This window comes from Micromonospora lupini, assembly GCF_026342015.1.
Classification (GTDB): Bacteria; Actinomycetota; Actinomycetes; order Mycobacteriales; family Micromonosporaceae; genus Micromonospora; species Micromonospora lupini_B.
In genome coordinates this window covers 2925644-2940331 of the sequence record NZ_JAPENL010000001.1, presented here as the reverse complement: position 1 = coordinate 2940331, position 14688 = coordinate 2925644, and the positions used below count along the sequence as shown (strand labels likewise).

The 14688-nt window shown below is 74.5% G+C and carries 13 protein-coding genes and 1 pseudogene; 10 read left to right on the top strand and 4 right to left on the bottom strand.

What is annotated here, in order from left to right; genetic code table 11:
• The first annotated feature begins 3 nt into the window (after positions 1-3).
• The 8 genes and pseudogenes from lysW to OOJ91_RS13350 all read left to right on the top strand — a co-directional run.
• Positions 4-189 (top strand): lysine biosynthesis protein LysW, encoded by a 186-nt coding sequence (gene lysW, locus OOJ91_RS13385; RefSeq protein ID WP_266244906.1) that lies wholly within the window; start codon positions 4-6, stop codon positions 187-189.
• On the top strand, positions 182-1039 hold the full coding sequence (locus tag OOJ91_RS13380; protein WP_266244905.1) for a RimK family alpha-L-glutamate ligase: 858 nt from the start codon (positions 182-184) through the stop codon (positions 1037-1039). The genes lysW and OOJ91_RS13380 overlap by 8 nt, the downstream gene beginning before the upstream one ends.
• Positions 1036-2082 (top strand): N-acetyl-gamma-glutamyl-phosphate reductase, encoded by a 1047-nt coding sequence (gene argC / locus OOJ91_RS13375; protein WP_266244904.1) that lies wholly within the window; start codon positions 1036-1038, stop codon positions 2080-2082. Before OOJ91_RS13380 ends, argC begins: the two co-directional genes overlap by 4 nt.
• Positions 2079-2927, top strand: a complete 849-nt coding sequence (locus OOJ91_RS13370) for a [LysW]-aminoadipate kinase (protein ID WP_266244903.1) — start codon at positions 2079-2081, stop codon at positions 2925-2927. The genes argC and OOJ91_RS13370 overlap by 4 nt, the downstream gene beginning before the upstream one ends.
• Complete coding sequence (locus OOJ91_RS13365; protein ID WP_266244902.1) at positions 2920-4149, top strand: [LysW]-lysine hydrolase; 1230 nt, start codon at positions 2920-2922, stop codon at positions 4147-4149. Before OOJ91_RS13370 ends, OOJ91_RS13365 begins: the two co-directional genes overlap by 8 nt.
• Position 4150: 1 nt before the next feature.
• Positions 4151-5116 (top strand): transketolase, encoded by a 966-nt coding sequence (locus tag OOJ91_RS13360; RefSeq protein WP_266244901.1) that lies wholly within the window; start codon positions 4151-4153, stop codon positions 5114-5116.
• Positions 5113-6120: a transketolase family protein gene (locus tag OOJ91_RS13355; protein WP_266244900.1), complete on the top strand. Its 1008-nt coding sequence runs from the start codon at positions 5113-5115 to the stop codon at positions 6118-6120. Before OOJ91_RS13360 ends, OOJ91_RS13355 begins: the two co-directional genes overlap by 4 nt.
• Positions 6117-7295, top strand: a pseudogene (locus tag OOJ91_RS13350) (MFS transporter); the annotation flags it as partial. The gene OOJ91_RS13355 and the pseudogene OOJ91_RS13350, both read left to right, overlap by 4 nt.
• 48 nt (positions 7296-7343) lie before the next feature.
• On the opposite strand, the gene OOJ91_RS13345 reads toward OOJ91_RS13350, so the two are convergent.
• Genes OOJ91_RS13345 through OOJ91_RS13330 form a run of 4 tightly spaced genes read right to left on the bottom strand, consistent with a single transcriptional unit; the run spans position 7344 to position 10857 of the window.
• Positions 7344-8114 (bottom strand): SDR family NAD(P)-dependent oxidoreductase, encoded by a 771-nt coding sequence (locus tag OOJ91_RS13345; protein ID WP_007463653.1) that lies wholly within the window; start codon positions 8112-8114, stop codon positions 7344-7346.
• Between the two features lie 13 nt (positions 8115-8127).
• Entirely contained in the window at positions 8128-9036 is a 909-nt protein-coding gene (locus tag OOJ91_RS13340) for a sulfotransferase (RefSeq protein ID WP_266244899.1), read from the bottom strand.
• A 30-nt stretch (positions 9037-9066) separates the two neighbouring features.
• Complete coding sequence (locus OOJ91_RS13335) at positions 9067-9921, bottom strand: family 3 encapsulin nanocompartment shell protein (RefSeq protein ID WP_266244898.1); 855 nt, start codon at positions 9919-9921, stop codon at positions 9067-9069.
• Between the two features lie 48 nt (positions 9922-9969).
• Positions 9970-10857 (bottom strand): ATP-grasp domain-containing protein, encoded by an 888-nt coding sequence (locus OOJ91_RS13330; protein WP_266244897.1) that lies wholly within the window; start codon positions 10855-10857, stop codon positions 9970-9972.
• Between the two features lie 225 nt (positions 10858-11082).
• On the opposite strand from OOJ91_RS13330, the gene OOJ91_RS13325 reads away from it, so the two are divergent.
• Complete coding sequence (locus OOJ91_RS13325; protein ID WP_266244896.1) at positions 11083-12732, top strand: AMP-binding protein; 1650 nt, start codon at positions 11083-11085, stop codon at positions 12730-12732.
• A 4-nt stretch (positions 12733-12736) separates the two neighbouring features.
• Entirely contained in the window at positions 12737-14530 is a 1794-nt protein-coding gene (locus tag OOJ91_RS13320) for an AfsR/SARP family transcriptional regulator (protein ID WP_266244895.1), read from the top strand.
• Positions 14531-14688 lie beyond the last annotated feature (158 nt).

Genomic DNA, 14688 nt, shown 5'->3' with positions numbered 1-14688 from the left:
CCCGTGACTGTCCAGGAACAGACCGCCGCCCGCTGCCCCGAGTGCGCCGCCGACGTCACCTTCGCCGAACCGCCCCGGCTCAGCGAGCTGGTCGAGTGCGGCGAGTGCCAGGTCGAGCTGGAGGTCGTCACGGTGCAGCCGGTGACGCTCGCGCCGGCCCCCGAGGTCGAAGAGGACTGGGGTGAGTGAACCGGCCTCGGTGGCGGTGCTCACGTCCCGGCTGCGGATCGACGACAAGCGGATCCTGGAGGCGTTGGAACGCCGCAACGTCGCGGTGGCCCACGTCGACACCCGGACCGCGTGGTGGCCGCTGGACGGCGCCGCACCCGAGTGGCGGCTGGTGCTCAACCGGGAGATCGGCCAGATCCGCGCCGGCTACGCCGCCCGCGCCCTGGAACGGCTGGGCGTGATCGGCGTCAACTCCGCCGCCGCCATCGAGACCTGCGCCGACAAGTGGCACACCTCCCTCGCGTTGCGCGCGGCCGGCCTGCCCACCCCGCGTACCGCCCTGGCCGCCACCCCGGAGGCCGCGCTCTCCGCGTTGGCCGCGATCGGCTACCCGGCCGTCGTCAAACCGCTTGTCGGGTCGTGGGGACGGCTGGTCACGACAGTGCCGGACCCGGATCTGGCGCGCACGGTGCTTGAGTACGTGGCCGCGCTGCCCGGCCCGCAGGCGCACATCGTGTACGTGCAGGAGTACGTCCGCAAACCCGGCCGCGACATCCGGGTGGTGGTCGTGGGCGGCGAGGTGCTCGGCGCGGTGTACCGGTACAGCGCGGACTGGCGTACGAACGTGGCCCGGGGCGCCCGCACCGAGCGGTGCCCACTCACCGACCGGATCGTCGAGCTGTCCACCACTGCCGCCGCCGCGGTCGGCGCGGACCTCGCGGGCGTCGACCTGGTGGAGGACGACACCGGCCGGCTGTACGTCCTGGAGGTCAACTCAGGTGTGGAGTTCGCAGGCTTCGAGCGGGCGTACGACGGGACCGTCGACGTCGCCGGCCGGATCGTCGACCACGTCCTGACGAGGCTGGCGTGACCGGCCGGGCCGGACCGGTCCGCGCGGCTGTCGTCGGCGGCGCCGGCTACATCGGCGGCGAGCTGGTCCGTCTGCTGCTCGGGCACCCGAGGGTGGAGCTGGCCACTGTCACGTCGCGCCGGCTCGCCGGCCGGCGGGTCAGCACCACACACCCCAACCTGCGCGGCCTCACCGAGCTGACCTTCACCGCCCCGGAGGACCTGGGGCGGCAGGACGTCCTGCTGCTGGCCACCGAGCACGGGCTGGCGATGGGCGCGATGCGCGGCCTGCTCGACCTGGCGGAGACGGTGGTCGACCTGTCGGCGGACTTCCGGCTGCGTGATCCGGCGGTCTTCGCGGCGTACTACGGCGGCCCACACGCCGCGCCCGACCTGCTCGCCGAGTTCGTCACCGGGCTGCCCGAGCTGCACCGCAAACAGCTGCGCGACGCCGACCGGATCAGCGTGCCCGGCTGCATGGCCACCGCCGCGATCCTCGCCCTGCACCCGCTCGCCGACGCGGGCCTGCTGGGGGCGGGGGAGGTGACAGTCGACGGGCGGACCGGCTCCAGCGGCTCCGGCAGCGCCCCGTCGGCGGCGAACGTGCACGCCGAGCGCAGCGGCGCGCTGCGGGTCTTCGCTCCGACGGCCCACCGGCACCAGGCGGAGATCACCCAGGCGGTGGGCGTACCGGCGCGGATGACGGCGACCGGGGTGGAGGCGGTCCGGGGCGTGCAGGTGCTGTGCCGGGTGCCGCTCGCCGACGGCGTCGACGAGGTCGCCACCCGGGCCGTCTACCGCCGCTACTACCGCGACGAGCCGTTCGTACGTGTGGTCGCGGCGCGACGCGGCACGTACCGGCTGCCGGAGCCGAAGATCCTGGCCGGCTCCAACTTCTGCGACGTCGGGTTCGCCGTCGACCCGGACGGCGGCTGGGCGCTCCTCGTCGCGGCACTGGACAACCTCGTCAAGGGCGGCGCGGGCAACGCGGTGCAGTGCCTCAACGTCCGCTTCGGCTGGCCCGAGCGGCTGGGGCTGGAGTTCCCCGGCCTGCACCCGGCGTGAACGCCGCAGCGCCCCCACCGGGCGAGCTGACAGTGGTCAAGTGCGGCGGCACCGCAGGCGTGGACGCGGCGGCGGTCTGCGCCGACGTCGCCGAACTGGTCCGCGCCGGGCAGCGGGTGGTGCTTGTGCACGGCGGTTCCGCCGACATCGGCGCGCTCGGCGACCGGCTGGGTGTGCCGCAGCGGCGGATGGTCACCGACGACGGGGTGGACACCCGCTACACCGACCCGGCCACCCTGGAGGTCGTCGTGCTCGCCCTCGCCGGCGCGGTCAAGCCCCGGCTTGTCGCCGCGCTGGCCCGCGCCGGCGTCGACGCGGTCGGGCTGACCGGGCTGGACGCCGGCCTGCTGCGGGCCCGGCGTACCCAGGCGCACCGGGCGGTCGTCGACGGCCGCCGGATGGTGCTGCGCGACAACCACGGCGGCCGGCTGGTCGGCGTACGCCCCGACCTGCTCCGGGTGCTGCTGGCGGCCGGCACGGTGCCTGTGGTGTCGCCACCGGCGCTGGGCGAGGACGGCCTGCCGGTCAACGTGGACGCCGACCGCGCCGCCGCCGCACTCGCCGCCGCGCTGGGCGCGCGCACCCTGGTCCTGCTCACCGGGGCGCCCGGGGTGCTCACCGATCCGGGCGACGAACGGTCGGTGCTGGCCCGCTGCGCCGTGCCGACGATCGGCGTGCCGCCCCGTGTGGGCGGCGGAATGGCGATGAAGCTGATCGCCGCCCGCGAGGCGCTGCTCGGCGGGGTGGGCCGGGTGCTGGTCGCCGACGGCCGGCGCGGCGACCCCGTCCGAGCTGCGCTGGCCGGCGCCGCCACCGAGATCACCACGAGGAGCCCGAATGCCTGAGGACGCCGCCGAGCCCGATCCGCCGCCGCTGCTGCCGGAGTCCGATCCGCCACGGCTGCTGCCGGAGCCCGGCACGCCCCGGGTACGGCCCGAACCCGACTCGCCGCGGATGCGGCCGGGCGCCGTCACCGACACCTTCGCTGCCGGGTTGCTGCGCCGCATGGTCGAGACGCCGTCACCGTCGTACCACGAGGCGGCGCTGGCCCGGTCCCTGGTGGACGCGATGGGGCAGCTGGGCTTCGAGGCGTACGTCGATCCGGTCGGCAACGTCGTCGGCGAGATCGGCCGCGGCGACGGGCCGGTGGTGCTGCTGATCGGCCACCTGGACACGGTGCCGGGCGGTCCGGCGGTCCGCGCCGAGGACGGCCGGCTCTACGGTCGGGGCGCGGTGGACGCCAAGGGACCGCTCGCGGCCATGGTGTGCGCCGCCGCGTCGGCGAACGTCGGCGGGCGGATCGTCGTGGTCGGCGCGGTCGAGGAGGAAATCGCGTCGCGCGGGTCGCGGGAGATCCGACGGCGGCTGCCCCGGCCGGACGCGGTGGTGGTGGGCGAACCGAGCGGCTGGTCGACGATCACGCTCGGCTACAAGGGCAAACTCGACCTTCGCTACCGGGTGTCGGTGCCGGCCACCCATCCCAGCAACCCGGTGGCCAAGGCGTCCGAGCTGGCGGTGCGCTGCTGGACGACGCTGCTGGAGCTGCTCGGGCCGGACAGCGGCAACGGCTCCTTCGACAGGCCCGGCGCGACCCTCCTCTCGCTGCGCGCCGACCAGGTGCAGGCGGAGGCCGAGCTGAGCGTGCGCACCCCACCGGGGTACGACGTGGACGGGCTGCTGCGCGAGCTGGCGCAGCGTACGCCCGACGGGGAACTGACAGTGGTCAACCGCGTCGCCGCCTGCCGCGCCGACCACCGCAACCCGGTGGTCCGGGCGCTCTCGGCGGGCATCCGCGCCCAGCGGGCCCGACCCGCGCTGAAGGTGAAGACCGGCACCTCGGACATGAACGTGCTCGCCGAGCAGTGGGACGTCCCGATGGCCACGTACGGCCCCGGGGACAGCAGCCTGGACCACTCCGACGACGAGCACATAGTGCTTGCCGACTACCTGCGCGGGATCGCGGTGCTGCGGCACGCGCTGCGCGAGCTGGACGCGCCCGGGTCGGCCGCGCCACCGCCGCCGGCCGCCCAGGTCAACGGCTTCCGCCTCGCCCCGAGCGGGGCCTGACGTGCCGCCCCGGGAACCGCTCGCGGTCGCCGAGCCGGCCGAGCTGCCCGAGCCGCCCGAGCCGCCCGAGTCGGCCGAGCGGCCCGAGCTGCCCGAGTCGGCCGCGCTGGGCGACCGGCCGGCGTTCGCGGAGGCCGAGGTCGCCCAGGTCGCGGAGGCCGCCGTCGACCTGGCGGCGGTCGCGGTACGCGTGCGGGAGCTGATCGTGGGGATGTGCGCCAGCGCCGACGGCGGGCACCTGGGCGGCTCGATGTCGCTTGTGGAGATCCTGGTGACCCTCTACCACGAGGTGCTGCGGATCGACCCGACCCGACCGCAGGCACCCGACCGGGACGTGCTGCTGCTCAGCAAGGGCCACGGGGCCATCGCCCTGTACGCGGTGCTCGCCACCAGGGGCTACTTCCCGGTGGAGTGGCTCGACAGGTACGCCGCGCCGGGCGGGCCGTTCCTGGCCCACCCGAACCGTGCGGTGCCCGGCGTGGAGATGCCCACCGGCTCGCTCGGACACGGGTTGGCGCTCGGCGTCGGGCACGCGCTCGCCGCCCGGCTCGACGGCAGTGACAGGCGCTGCGTCGTCGTACTCGGCGACGGGGAGTTGCAGGAGGGCTCGGTCTGGGAGGCCGCGATGGCCGCCGGCAGCCTCGGGCTGGACCGACTGACCGCGGTGATCGACCGCAACGGCCTGCAACTCGGCGACGGCACCGAGGACGTGATCATGCTGGAACCGTTGGCCGACAGGTGGCGGGCGTTCGGTTGGACTGTCCGCGAGGTGGACGGGCACGACCGGGGCGCGCTGCGTGCCGCGTTGACCGAGCCGGGCGCGGGCCGACCGGTGGCAGTCATCGCCCGGACCGTCAAGGGCCGGGGACTGCCCTACGTGGAGGGACAGGTGCGCAGCCACTTCGCCCGGCTCGGCGAGACCCAACGAGGGCGGGCGCTGCGGGCCGTACGCCGGGGGATCCGGTGAGCGCGGCGGGCCCGGCAGCCGCGGCTGGCACGACGGCCCCGGCGGGCGGGCCGCGTGCCGGGCGGGACGTCTACCGGGACCTGCTCGTCGAGCTGATGGCCACCGACGCCCGACTGGTCTGCCTGGACAGCGACACCGGGCTGTTCAGCGGCGTCGACTTCGGGCCGGCGTCCGACCGCTACGTCAATCTTGGCATCGCCGAGCAGAATTTGATGGGCGTCGCCGCCGGACTGGCCCGCAGCGGGCGGATCCCGATGGTCAACACCATGGCCACCTTCGCCAGCACCCGGGCTTTGGAGGCGGTGAAGGTGGACATTGCCTTCAACGACCTGCCGGTACGGATCGTGGCCACCCACGGCGGGCTGGCCGCCGGCCACCTCGGGCCGACCCACCACGCCCTCGAGGACCTGGCGATCATGCGTACGCTGCCGAACATGACAGTGGTGGCGCCTGCCGACGCCGACGCCTGCGCCCGGCTGTTCCGGCAGGCGCTGGAGCTGCCCGGGCCTGTCTACCTGCGGCTCGGTCGCGCCGCGACGCCTGATCTGGCGGCCACCCTCGCCACTGCCGACGTCCCGGACGCGCCGCCGGTCCGGCTGGGCCGGGTGCAGCCGCTGCGCACCGGCGGCGACGTGGTGCTGGCCGCCTGCGGGCCGTACCCGGTGCTGGCCGCGCTGGACGCCGCCGACGAGCTGGCCCGCCGGGGGATAGGGGCCACGGTGCTCAACGTGCACACCATCCGCCCACTCGACGTGGAGACGCTCGACGCGGCGGTCCGGGCGACCGGGCGTCCGGTGGTGGTCACCGTGGAGGAGCACTGGCCCAGCGGCGGGCTGGGGTCCGCCGTCGCGGAGGCGCTCGCCGAACGCCGGCCCACGCGCGTGCTGCGGGTGGCGGTGCCGGACGGGTTCGTGGCCGTCGCCGGCGACCAGCGGTACCTGCTGGAACGGGCCGGAGTGACCGCCGCCGCGGTGGTGGACCGGGCGGTGGCGGCGCTGCGATGAGCGGCGCGGGTGAACGCCGGAGCCTGGTGGCGCTGCTGAGCGCGCACTACCTGTCGTCCTTCGGCAACGCGGTCACCGTGGTCACCGTGCCGCTGTACGTGCTGGCGCGCACGGACAGCGCGGCGGCCACCGGCCTCGCCGGCTTCGCCGGGACCCTCCCGCTGATCTTCGCGGGCGCGGTCGGCGGGGTGTGGATCGACAGGCTCGGTGGCCGTCGCGTCAGCGTGCTCTCCGACGCGCTCGCCGGCCTGCTCACCGCCCTGGTCCCGGTGCTGGACGCCACCGTCGGACTGCCGATGCCCGCCCTGCTGGCGCTGCTGTTCGCCCGCAGCCTGGTCGCCACACCGGCGAACGCGGCCCGGGTGAGCCTGATCCGGCCGGTCGCCGCCGCGGCCGGCGTACGGCTGGAGACCGCCAACTCGTGGTACCAGGCCGCACCCCGGCTCGGCCTGGTGGTCGGCGCGCCCCTCGCCGCGCTGCTGGTCGCCGCCCTGGGCGCGGCCGTCGGCCTGTACGTCGACGCGGCCGGCCTGCTGCTCGCCGCGCTGCTTGTCACCGTCGGGGTGCCCGCGCTGGCCGTCGCGCCGACGACCGGCCGCGCCGGCTTCGCGCGGCAACTTCTCGAGGGCGCAACGCTGGTACGACGGATGCCGGTGATCGCCGCGATGACCGCCTTCGTCTTCGTCACCAACCTGCTGGACGCGGCGTTCACACCCGTGCTGCTGCCCGTCTACGCGCACGACGTGCTGCACGACGGGCGGTACCTGGGCTGGCTGATCGCCGCGTCCGGCTGCGGAGCCGTGCTCGGCACCTTCCTGTACGCCCCGGCCAGTCGCCGCCTGCTGGCCAGCCGGCGGCGCACGATGCTGGGCTGTTTCGTGGTCATCGGCGCGCTGCGGCTGTCCATCGCGGCCACCCCGCCACCGGCCGTGCTGATCGGCATCTGCCTGCTACTCGGCCTGGCCGCCGGCCCGCTCAACCCGCTGCTCACCACAGTCACCCTCGAACACGTGCCGGAGGAGGCCCGGGGTCGGGTCTTCGGGCTGGGCAGCGCCGTCGCGCTCAGCGGCGCCCCGCTGTCGGTGCTGCTGGCCGGCTGGTCCGTCGGGACCGCCGGGCTCGTCCCCACGCTTGCCGCCTTCGGTGGCGCGTACCTGCTGCTCGTCGCCGTGGCGCTGCGCGGCAGGTCGTTGCACGCCATGGACGCGTACGCCCCGGGCGGGTCAGCCGAGGCCGCGGGTCCGTCCGCCGTCGACAAGCAGGCAGGTGCCGGTGATGAACGAGGCGGCCTCGCTGGCCAGGAAGGCGGCCACCGCGCCGAAGTCCCCGGCCCGACCCACCCGGCCCAGCGGGATGCCCGCGCCGATCTCCGCGAGCCGGGCGTCGGCCGCTGAACCGTAGTCGGCGCGTACGCCCTCGGTGTCGTGGTAGCCGGGGGCCAGCACGTTCACCGTGATGTCGCCCGGCCCGAGCGCCTGCACGAGGGCGCGGGTGAAGCCCAGCAGGCCCGGCCGGGCGGCGGCGGAGAGCCCGTACTCCGGGATCGGCTGGCGGACCGTCTCCGAGGCGACGATGAGGACGCGGCCCCAGCCGGCCGCGCGCAGGTGCGGCAGGGCCGCCAGGGTCAGGCCCACGTGTGGCAGGAAGGCGGCGTCCAGCGCCTGCCGGTACGCGTCCAGCCCGAAGCTGTCGACCGGGCCTCCGGGCACCTCGCCGCCGTTGGCGACCACGATGTGCAGCGCGCCGAAGTGCGCCACGGTGTCGGCGACCCAGCCGGCCACCCCCTGCTCGTCGGTGATGTCCACCGGCCGGGCCAGCACGTCCGGGGCGCCGGCGGCGCGTAGCTCGTCGGCGGCCTCGGCGAGCCGTTCCGGGTTACGTGCCCCCACCGACAGGGCGCAGCCCTCGGCCGCGAGCGCGCGGGCCGTGGCCCGACCGAGGCCGCTGCTGGCGCCGGCGACGAGCGCCACCCGTCCCGCGATACCGAGATCCATACCAACCACTCCCTCAGGGTCGTAACGGATAGCCGTACCGGCGCAGCACCGGCGCGGCGAGCGTGGTGGCGACCGCCGCGGCGCGGGCCGGTAACGCGTCGCGCCACGCCAGGTCGGGCCGGATCGTCGTCGGCCCCCGCCGCAGTCGGTCCGGGTTGCCGGTCACCGTGTGGTTGACGCCCAGCACGGCCCGCCCGTCCGGCCCGACGGGCGGCTCGCCGGGCAGGTCGGCCCAGCGCAGCACCCGGCCCAGCACCTCGTACGGGGATGAGGCGAAGTCCTCGTAGCGCAGCCGCAGGTAGCGCTCCGGGGCGGCCCGGCCGATCCGGTCCGACGCCACGTTTATCGCGGTCCACATCCCGGTGCTGCGGGCCGCGCTCATCTGCGGCAGGTACTGCTTGGGGCGGGCGAACGAGTGGGCCACCGCGCGCGGGTCGCGGACCAGGTGCAGCACCCGCAGGTCCAACCCGGCGTCGCCGAGCAGCACCGCCGCCTCGGCCGGGTACTTCGAGCCGTCGACGATCACCTCGGCGCCGGTCTCCTCGGCCACCGCCCGGTACGTCCCGATCATCCGTCGGGCCACCTCGGTCACCCCGGCGGGCCGTGGCCGACGCCCCGCGACCTCGGCCAGCCGCGCGCCGGTGTGCCGAACCCGCACGTGGCGCCGCTGCTCGGCCACGATCCGGCGGGCCGCCCGCGCCGGGTCCGGCCCGCCGACCCGGTCGACGACTCGACTCCACAACGGACAGTCGGTGAGCGTCTCGCCGCAGCCACAGGACGTGTTGGTGCCGATGCGCAGGACGCCGTTGCGCCACAGGTAGTACAGCTCACCGACGTGCACCACCCGGGGCAGCTCACCCAGCAGGTTGCCCAGCACTGTCGAGCCGCTGCGGTTCCAGCCGGTCAGGTAGACCACCTTCATCGCAGGCCCACAGTCATCGCAGGCCCAGCGTCATCGCAGGTCCAACAGCAGGAAGTGCTGCGGCAGGTGCACGGCCAGGCCCAGCCGCAGGCCCGCGGTGATCACGTCGGACCCGTCCGGGCCCGCGCCCCGGCACAGGCTCACCTGCGAGGTGCCGGACTCCAGCAGCGTGACCGCCGCCCGGAAGTCACCAAGCAGCACCTGGTCCGGCGCGATCATCCGGGTGCGGCTGACCCGGATCCCCACTTCGCCGAGTCGGGCCAGCATCCCGCTGCCCAGCAGGTCCCAGTAGCGGTTGGGGTGGGCCACGATCGCGTCGCACGACCCGCCCATCTCCTCGACCTCGCCGGCGGCGGTGATCACCTCGGCGGTCAGTTCGCCGGGCGCGGCCCGCCGCCGGGCGCCGGGCAGGCCGATCAGGCCGGGGATCACCGAGTCGGCGCTGCCGTGCAGCAGCACCTCGTTCTCGATGGTGCCCAGCCGCACCAGCACCCGGTAGTCCACGAAACCGGCCAGCAGCGTCGGGTCCCGCAACAGATCCGGCGGGACGGCCACCCCGGCGGTCACCTCGGTCAGCTTCGTCTCCACAAGCCGGGGCACGAAGGTCGCCTCGGGGCTGGTCTCGTAACTGGTGCCGGCGATCTCCGGGGTGCCCGGGGTCGGGGCCTCACTGACGTAGGTGACCGGCTCCTCGGTCACCGTCGCGCTCTTGAGCAGGTGCCGCACCGTGTAGCGGGGTCGGTGCTTGGCAAGCGGAAACAGGGTGGGCAGGGACGCGGCGATCGGCACGTCGACGTCACCACCGTCGGAGGCGAGCACCGCGCGGGCGAACTGCTCACCGGGGCCGTGCTCGGTCAGGTCGTAGTCGGCCAGGGCATGCTGCATCGACACTCCGTCCGTAGCGGGGGCAGGTAGGAAGACCGGATCGCCGGGTCAGCAGGGAGTGCGGGCCTCGACCCACTCGTACATCGCCTCGAAGGCGAGCCGCTGGGACTCCTTGCCGAGGATGTTGAGGTTGCCGGGGATCGCGTTGCACTCCAGGATCACGTAACCGTCCTCGGTAGGCAGGATGTCCAGCCCGGACAGGGTGATCCCCATCGCCCGGGTGGCCCGGATCGAGATGTCCGCCAACTCCGGCGGGATGTCCACCCGCTCGAAGCTCGCCCCCAGCAGGGTCCGGGTCTTCCACTGCCCGACGGCCGGATACTTCACCATGTTCATCGGCATCGTGTCGCCGGACACGGTCAGCCGGTACTCGCCGTACTGGGTGGGGTAGTAGGGCTGGCACACCAGGACCCCGTAGCGGGCCAGCAGCGTCTCGATCAGCGGCAGCTCGTCGGCGACGTCGGCGATCCGCTCCACGTCGATGCCGGCGCGACCGTACGACGGTTTCACCACGACTGTGCCCCACTCGCGGCTCGCCGCCTCGACGTCGGCGGGCGTCCGGCAGGCCCGGGTGGGCGGCACGGGCAGGCCCGCGTCGGCGAGCACCTGCATCATCCGGAACTTGCTGTAGGCGGCCTGCCACACCTCGACCGGGTCGAACATCGTCACCCCGGGGATGTTGCTGGCGAGCATCAGCCGCTCCACGCGGTCACGCCAGTCGCCGTGCAGTTGCGCCCGCGAGATGACCGCGTCGAAGGAGCGCCCCAGCTCGCCGTTGAACATGACCTCCGGGCCGCCGCCCGGGGCCGCCGCGACGGCGATCTCCTCGACGGTGAACAGGGATGTGTCGTGACCGCGCTCGCGGCCCAGCTCGGCGATGACAGGCGAGTCGTCGTCCTCCTCGCCGTGATCCCATGCCAGAACACCTATCCGCATGACACCTCCACGCTTCCGCGCACCCCGACAGGCATCTATGACTCTGGTGAGAGTCGTCCATGTCTGATCATTTGTCAAGGTCACTGGATGAGGGCGGCTAGCTGCGGGTTTGCTGTGCGTAACCGCGATTTTCGCGGAGGCGACAGCGGCGGTTGGGGGTGGTAGCTTGCCCGGCAGACACATCTCATGTGGACGTGACGGGGCATGGCCGGGAGGCGACCGAACATGTGGGATTCATTGGCACCTGTCGACAAGCGACAGGCCGAGGAGTACGTCGCGGCGGGCTGGTGGCGGTCGGAGACGTTCCTCGACGACCTCGCCGCGGCGGCGCGCGACCGCCCGGACCACCCGGCGATCATCACGTACGAGGGCGGCGAACACGCGCGCACACTGACGTACGCCGAGCTGGCCACCATGGTCGCCCGGTTCGCCGGGGCGCTGCGGTCGCTCGGCGTCGGCCGCGGTGACGTGGTGATGATCTACCTGCCGAACCGGTGGGTGCTCACGCCGCTCTACCTGGCCTGCAACCAGATCGGGGCGGTCAGCTCGCCGGGTTTCCCGATGCTGAGCACGCGCGAGCTGCGTCAGGTGCTGGAGTCGACCGGGGCGAAGGTCTGCATCACGCTCGACACGTTCGCCGGCACCGACTACGCCACCCGGCTCGCCGAGCTGGACGTGCCGACGCTCGAGCACCGGGTGGTGATCGGCGACGCCGCCCGGGTCGGCGCGGTCGACTTCCGGCAGGTGTTCGTCGACACCCCGTGGGAGCAGCGCGCCCCGGACGACGGGGCGGACGCCCTCGGCCCCGACGAGCCGGCGCTGGTGCTGCACACCTCGGGCACCACCGGCCCGATGAAGGGCGTCGTGCACAGCCAGAACACCATGTACGCCTGCGTCCGCGCGTCGGCGGAGCCGCTCGGGCTCGCCCCGGACGAGGTGGTCCTGCTGCCCAGCGTGCTCACCCACATGGCCGGGGTCACGCACGCCGTCTACCTCCCCGTCCACCTGGGCTGCACGGCGGTGGTGATGGACTCCGGCGACGACATGGCGCTGATGGTGTCGCTGATCGCCCGGCACGGTGGCACGTTCGTCTACGCGGCACCCGGCTTCGTCATCGGCATGCTCGCCGCCCAGCGTCACGCGCCGGTGCGGACCCCGACCCTGCGCCAGATCGTCTCCGGCTCGGCGCCGATCGCGCCGCAGCTCATCGCGGACGTGCGGGAGTCGTTCGGGGTGCCGATGCGGGCGCTGTGGGGGATGACCGAGAACGGGGCGGTCACCGTCACCAGGCTTGACGACCCGGACGACTGGGCGGTGCACAGCGACGGCCGGCCGGTGGCGTGGATGCAGGTGCGGATCGACACCGATCCCGGCGAGGAGGCGGGCCGGCTGTACGCCCGGGGCGCCTCCCAGTGCCTGGGCTACCTCAACCAACGCGAGCTGTACGAGTCGCTGCTCGACGACGACGGCTGGTTCGACACCGGCGACCTGGCCCGCGACGACGGGCGCGGCGGCATCCGGATCACCGGCCGACGGGTCGACCTGATCACCCGGGCGAACAGCCTGCGGGTGTCCACGCTCGACATCGAGGCAGTGTTGCAGCGGCACCCGCACGTGGTGGAGGCCGTCCTGGTCGGCTACCCGGACCCGGCCGTGCCCGGAGCGGACCTGGTCTGCGCCGTGGTGATCCCCGGCGGCGGCGACACCCCGACTCTTCAGGGCCTGCACGACTACCTGGAAGCCGAGGGCGTGGCCCGGGTGCTCTGGCCGGACCGGCTCCAGTTCGTCCGGATCCTGCCCAAGAACGCGCTCGGCAAGCCGCTGCGGCATCCGCTGCGCCAGCGCCTGGAGATCGCGGCGTCGGCGCGGAGCTGACCCCGTGCGCTTCCGGATCCTCGGGCCCCTCGAGATCTCCGGCGCCGGGCACACGCTGACGGTCACCGCCGCACGGCAGCGGGTGGTGCTCAGCACCCTGCTGCTCGACGCGAACTGCGTGGTCTCCACCGCGCAGCTCGCCGACGCGCTGTGGGACGACGCCCCGCCGACCACAGCACGCGGTCAGGTGCAGATCTGCGTGTCGGCGCTGCGCAAGACGCTCACCCGCCTCGGCCTGCCGGACCGCATCGTCACCCGCCCACCCGGCTACCTGATCGAGGTGGCCGACGGCGACCTGGACCTGCACTACTTCGACCGGCTGGTGCTTGCCGGGCAGCAGGCGCTCGCCGAGTCGCGGCTCGACGACGCGGCGGAGGCCCTGAGCGGGGCCCTCGCCCTGTGGCGGGGGACCGCCCTGGCCGGGGTGGAGAGCCAGGCGCTGCGGGCCGCCGCGACCCGCCTCGACGAGCGCCGGCTCGCCGTCACCGAGGACTGGCTCGACGTCGAGCTGCACCGCGGCCGGCACCAGCACGTCGTCGGGGAGTTGCGCGAGCTGGTCGCCACCCATCCACTGCGGGAACGGCTGCACGCGCAGCACATGCGGGCTCTCTCCGGCGCGGGACGACCGGCCGAGGCGCTGGCCGCGTACCGGTCGGCTCGTCGTGTCTTCCTCGACGAGCTGGGGTTGGAGCCGGGCGGTGAGCTGCGCCGCCTGGAGCGCGCCATCCTCACCGACGCGCGGGCCGACGAGCCGGCCGACGATGTGCCGGTGTCGCCGCCGGTGCCCCGATTGCTCCCCGCCGACCCGGCCGAGCTCTCCGGGCGGGATCGGCCGCTGGCCGTGCTCCGGGAGGCGTTGGCCGGCAACGACGGCGCCGCGGTGCCGCTGGTGGCGATCTCCGGCCCGGTCGGCGTGGGCAAGTCGACTGTCGCGGTCCGCGCCGCGCACGCGCTCGCGCCGGCGTACCCGGACGGTCAGCTGTACCTGAATCTCCTCGACCCCGACGGCCGGCCGGTGGCGCCCGCGGCGGCCCTGGAGCGGTTCCTGCGCGCGCTCGGCCTGTCCGGCGACACCGTGCCGGCCGGCCTCGACGAGCGCGCCGAGCTGTACCGGGACCGGATCGCCGGCCGGCGCGTGCTTGTCGTGCTCGACGACGTGACACACGAACGGCAGGTGCTGCCGTTGCTGCCCGGCGCCTCGGGCGCGGGTGTACTCGTCACCAGCCGGCGGCGGCTCACCGGCCTCACCGGCGCCCGAGCGGTGCACCTCGATCCGCTCGACATCGAGGACTCGGTGCGGCTGCTCGCCACCGCCCTGGGCCCGCCCCGGCTGGCCGCCGACCCGGCTGCCGCGAGGGCGCTGGCCCGGCTCTGCGACGGGCTCCCGCTGGCGCTGCGGATCGCTGCCGCCCGACTCGCTGCCCGTCCACACTGGACGATGGCGCACCTCGCCGACCGGCTGCGCGACGAGGCCCGTCGCCTCGACGAGCTGGCCTTCGGCGGGCTCGACGTGCGGGCCCGGCTCGCCACCAGCTACGCGGCGCTCTCCCCGGCGGCGCGGCTGCTGTTCCGATCGCTTGGCGCGCTGCCCGACGCGGACCTGCCGCTCCCGCTCGCCGGCCGGCTACCGGGCGTCCGCGACGAGATCGTCGAGGACGCCCTGGAGGAGCTCGTCGACGCGCAACTGGTCGAGGTCGGGGTCGACCCGACCCGGTACCGGCTGGCCGGCCTGGTGCGGCTCTACGCCGCCGAGCGGCTCGCCGGCGACGAGCCGATCACCCGCGCCGAATCGGCCTGACGACGCCCGTCTCTCAGGAACCCGGCGCCGAGTAGAGGGCGACGGGATGCGTGCTGGACGCCTGCCCCCACCACCGCGCGCGGCCCACCACGCGATTGTCGTCCTCGGGGGACGCCAGTCGGACCGAACGCGGCAGGCGTCGGCGGCACGCACCCTGG

Bases quoted from the DNA above. Each gene is read 5' to 3' on its own strand.
- OOJ91_RS13365 (WP_266244902.1), top strand. From the start codon at position 2,920: ATGCCTGAGGACGCCGCCGAGCCCGATCCGCCGCCGCTGCTGCCGGAG.
- OOJ91_RS13345 (WP_007463653.1), bottom strand. From the start codon at position 8,114: ATGGATCTCGGTATCGCGGGACGGGTGGCGCTCGTCGCCGGCGCCAGC.
- OOJ91_RS13340 (WP_266244899.1), bottom strand. From the start codon at position 9,036: ATGAAGGTGGTCTACCTGACCGGCTGGAACCGCAGCGGCTCGACAGTG.
- OOJ91_RS13335 (WP_266244898.1), bottom strand. From the start codon at position 9,921: ATGCAGCATGCCCTGGCCGACTACGACCTGACCGAGCACGGCCCCGGT.
- OOJ91_RS13330 (WP_266244897.1), bottom strand. From the start codon at position 10,857: ATGCGGATAGGTGTTCTGGCATGGGATCACGGCGAGGAGGACGACGAC.
- OOJ91_RS13325 (WP_266244896.1), top strand. From the start codon at position 11,083: ATGTGGGATTCATTGGCACCTGTCGACAAGCGACAGGCCGAGGAGTAC.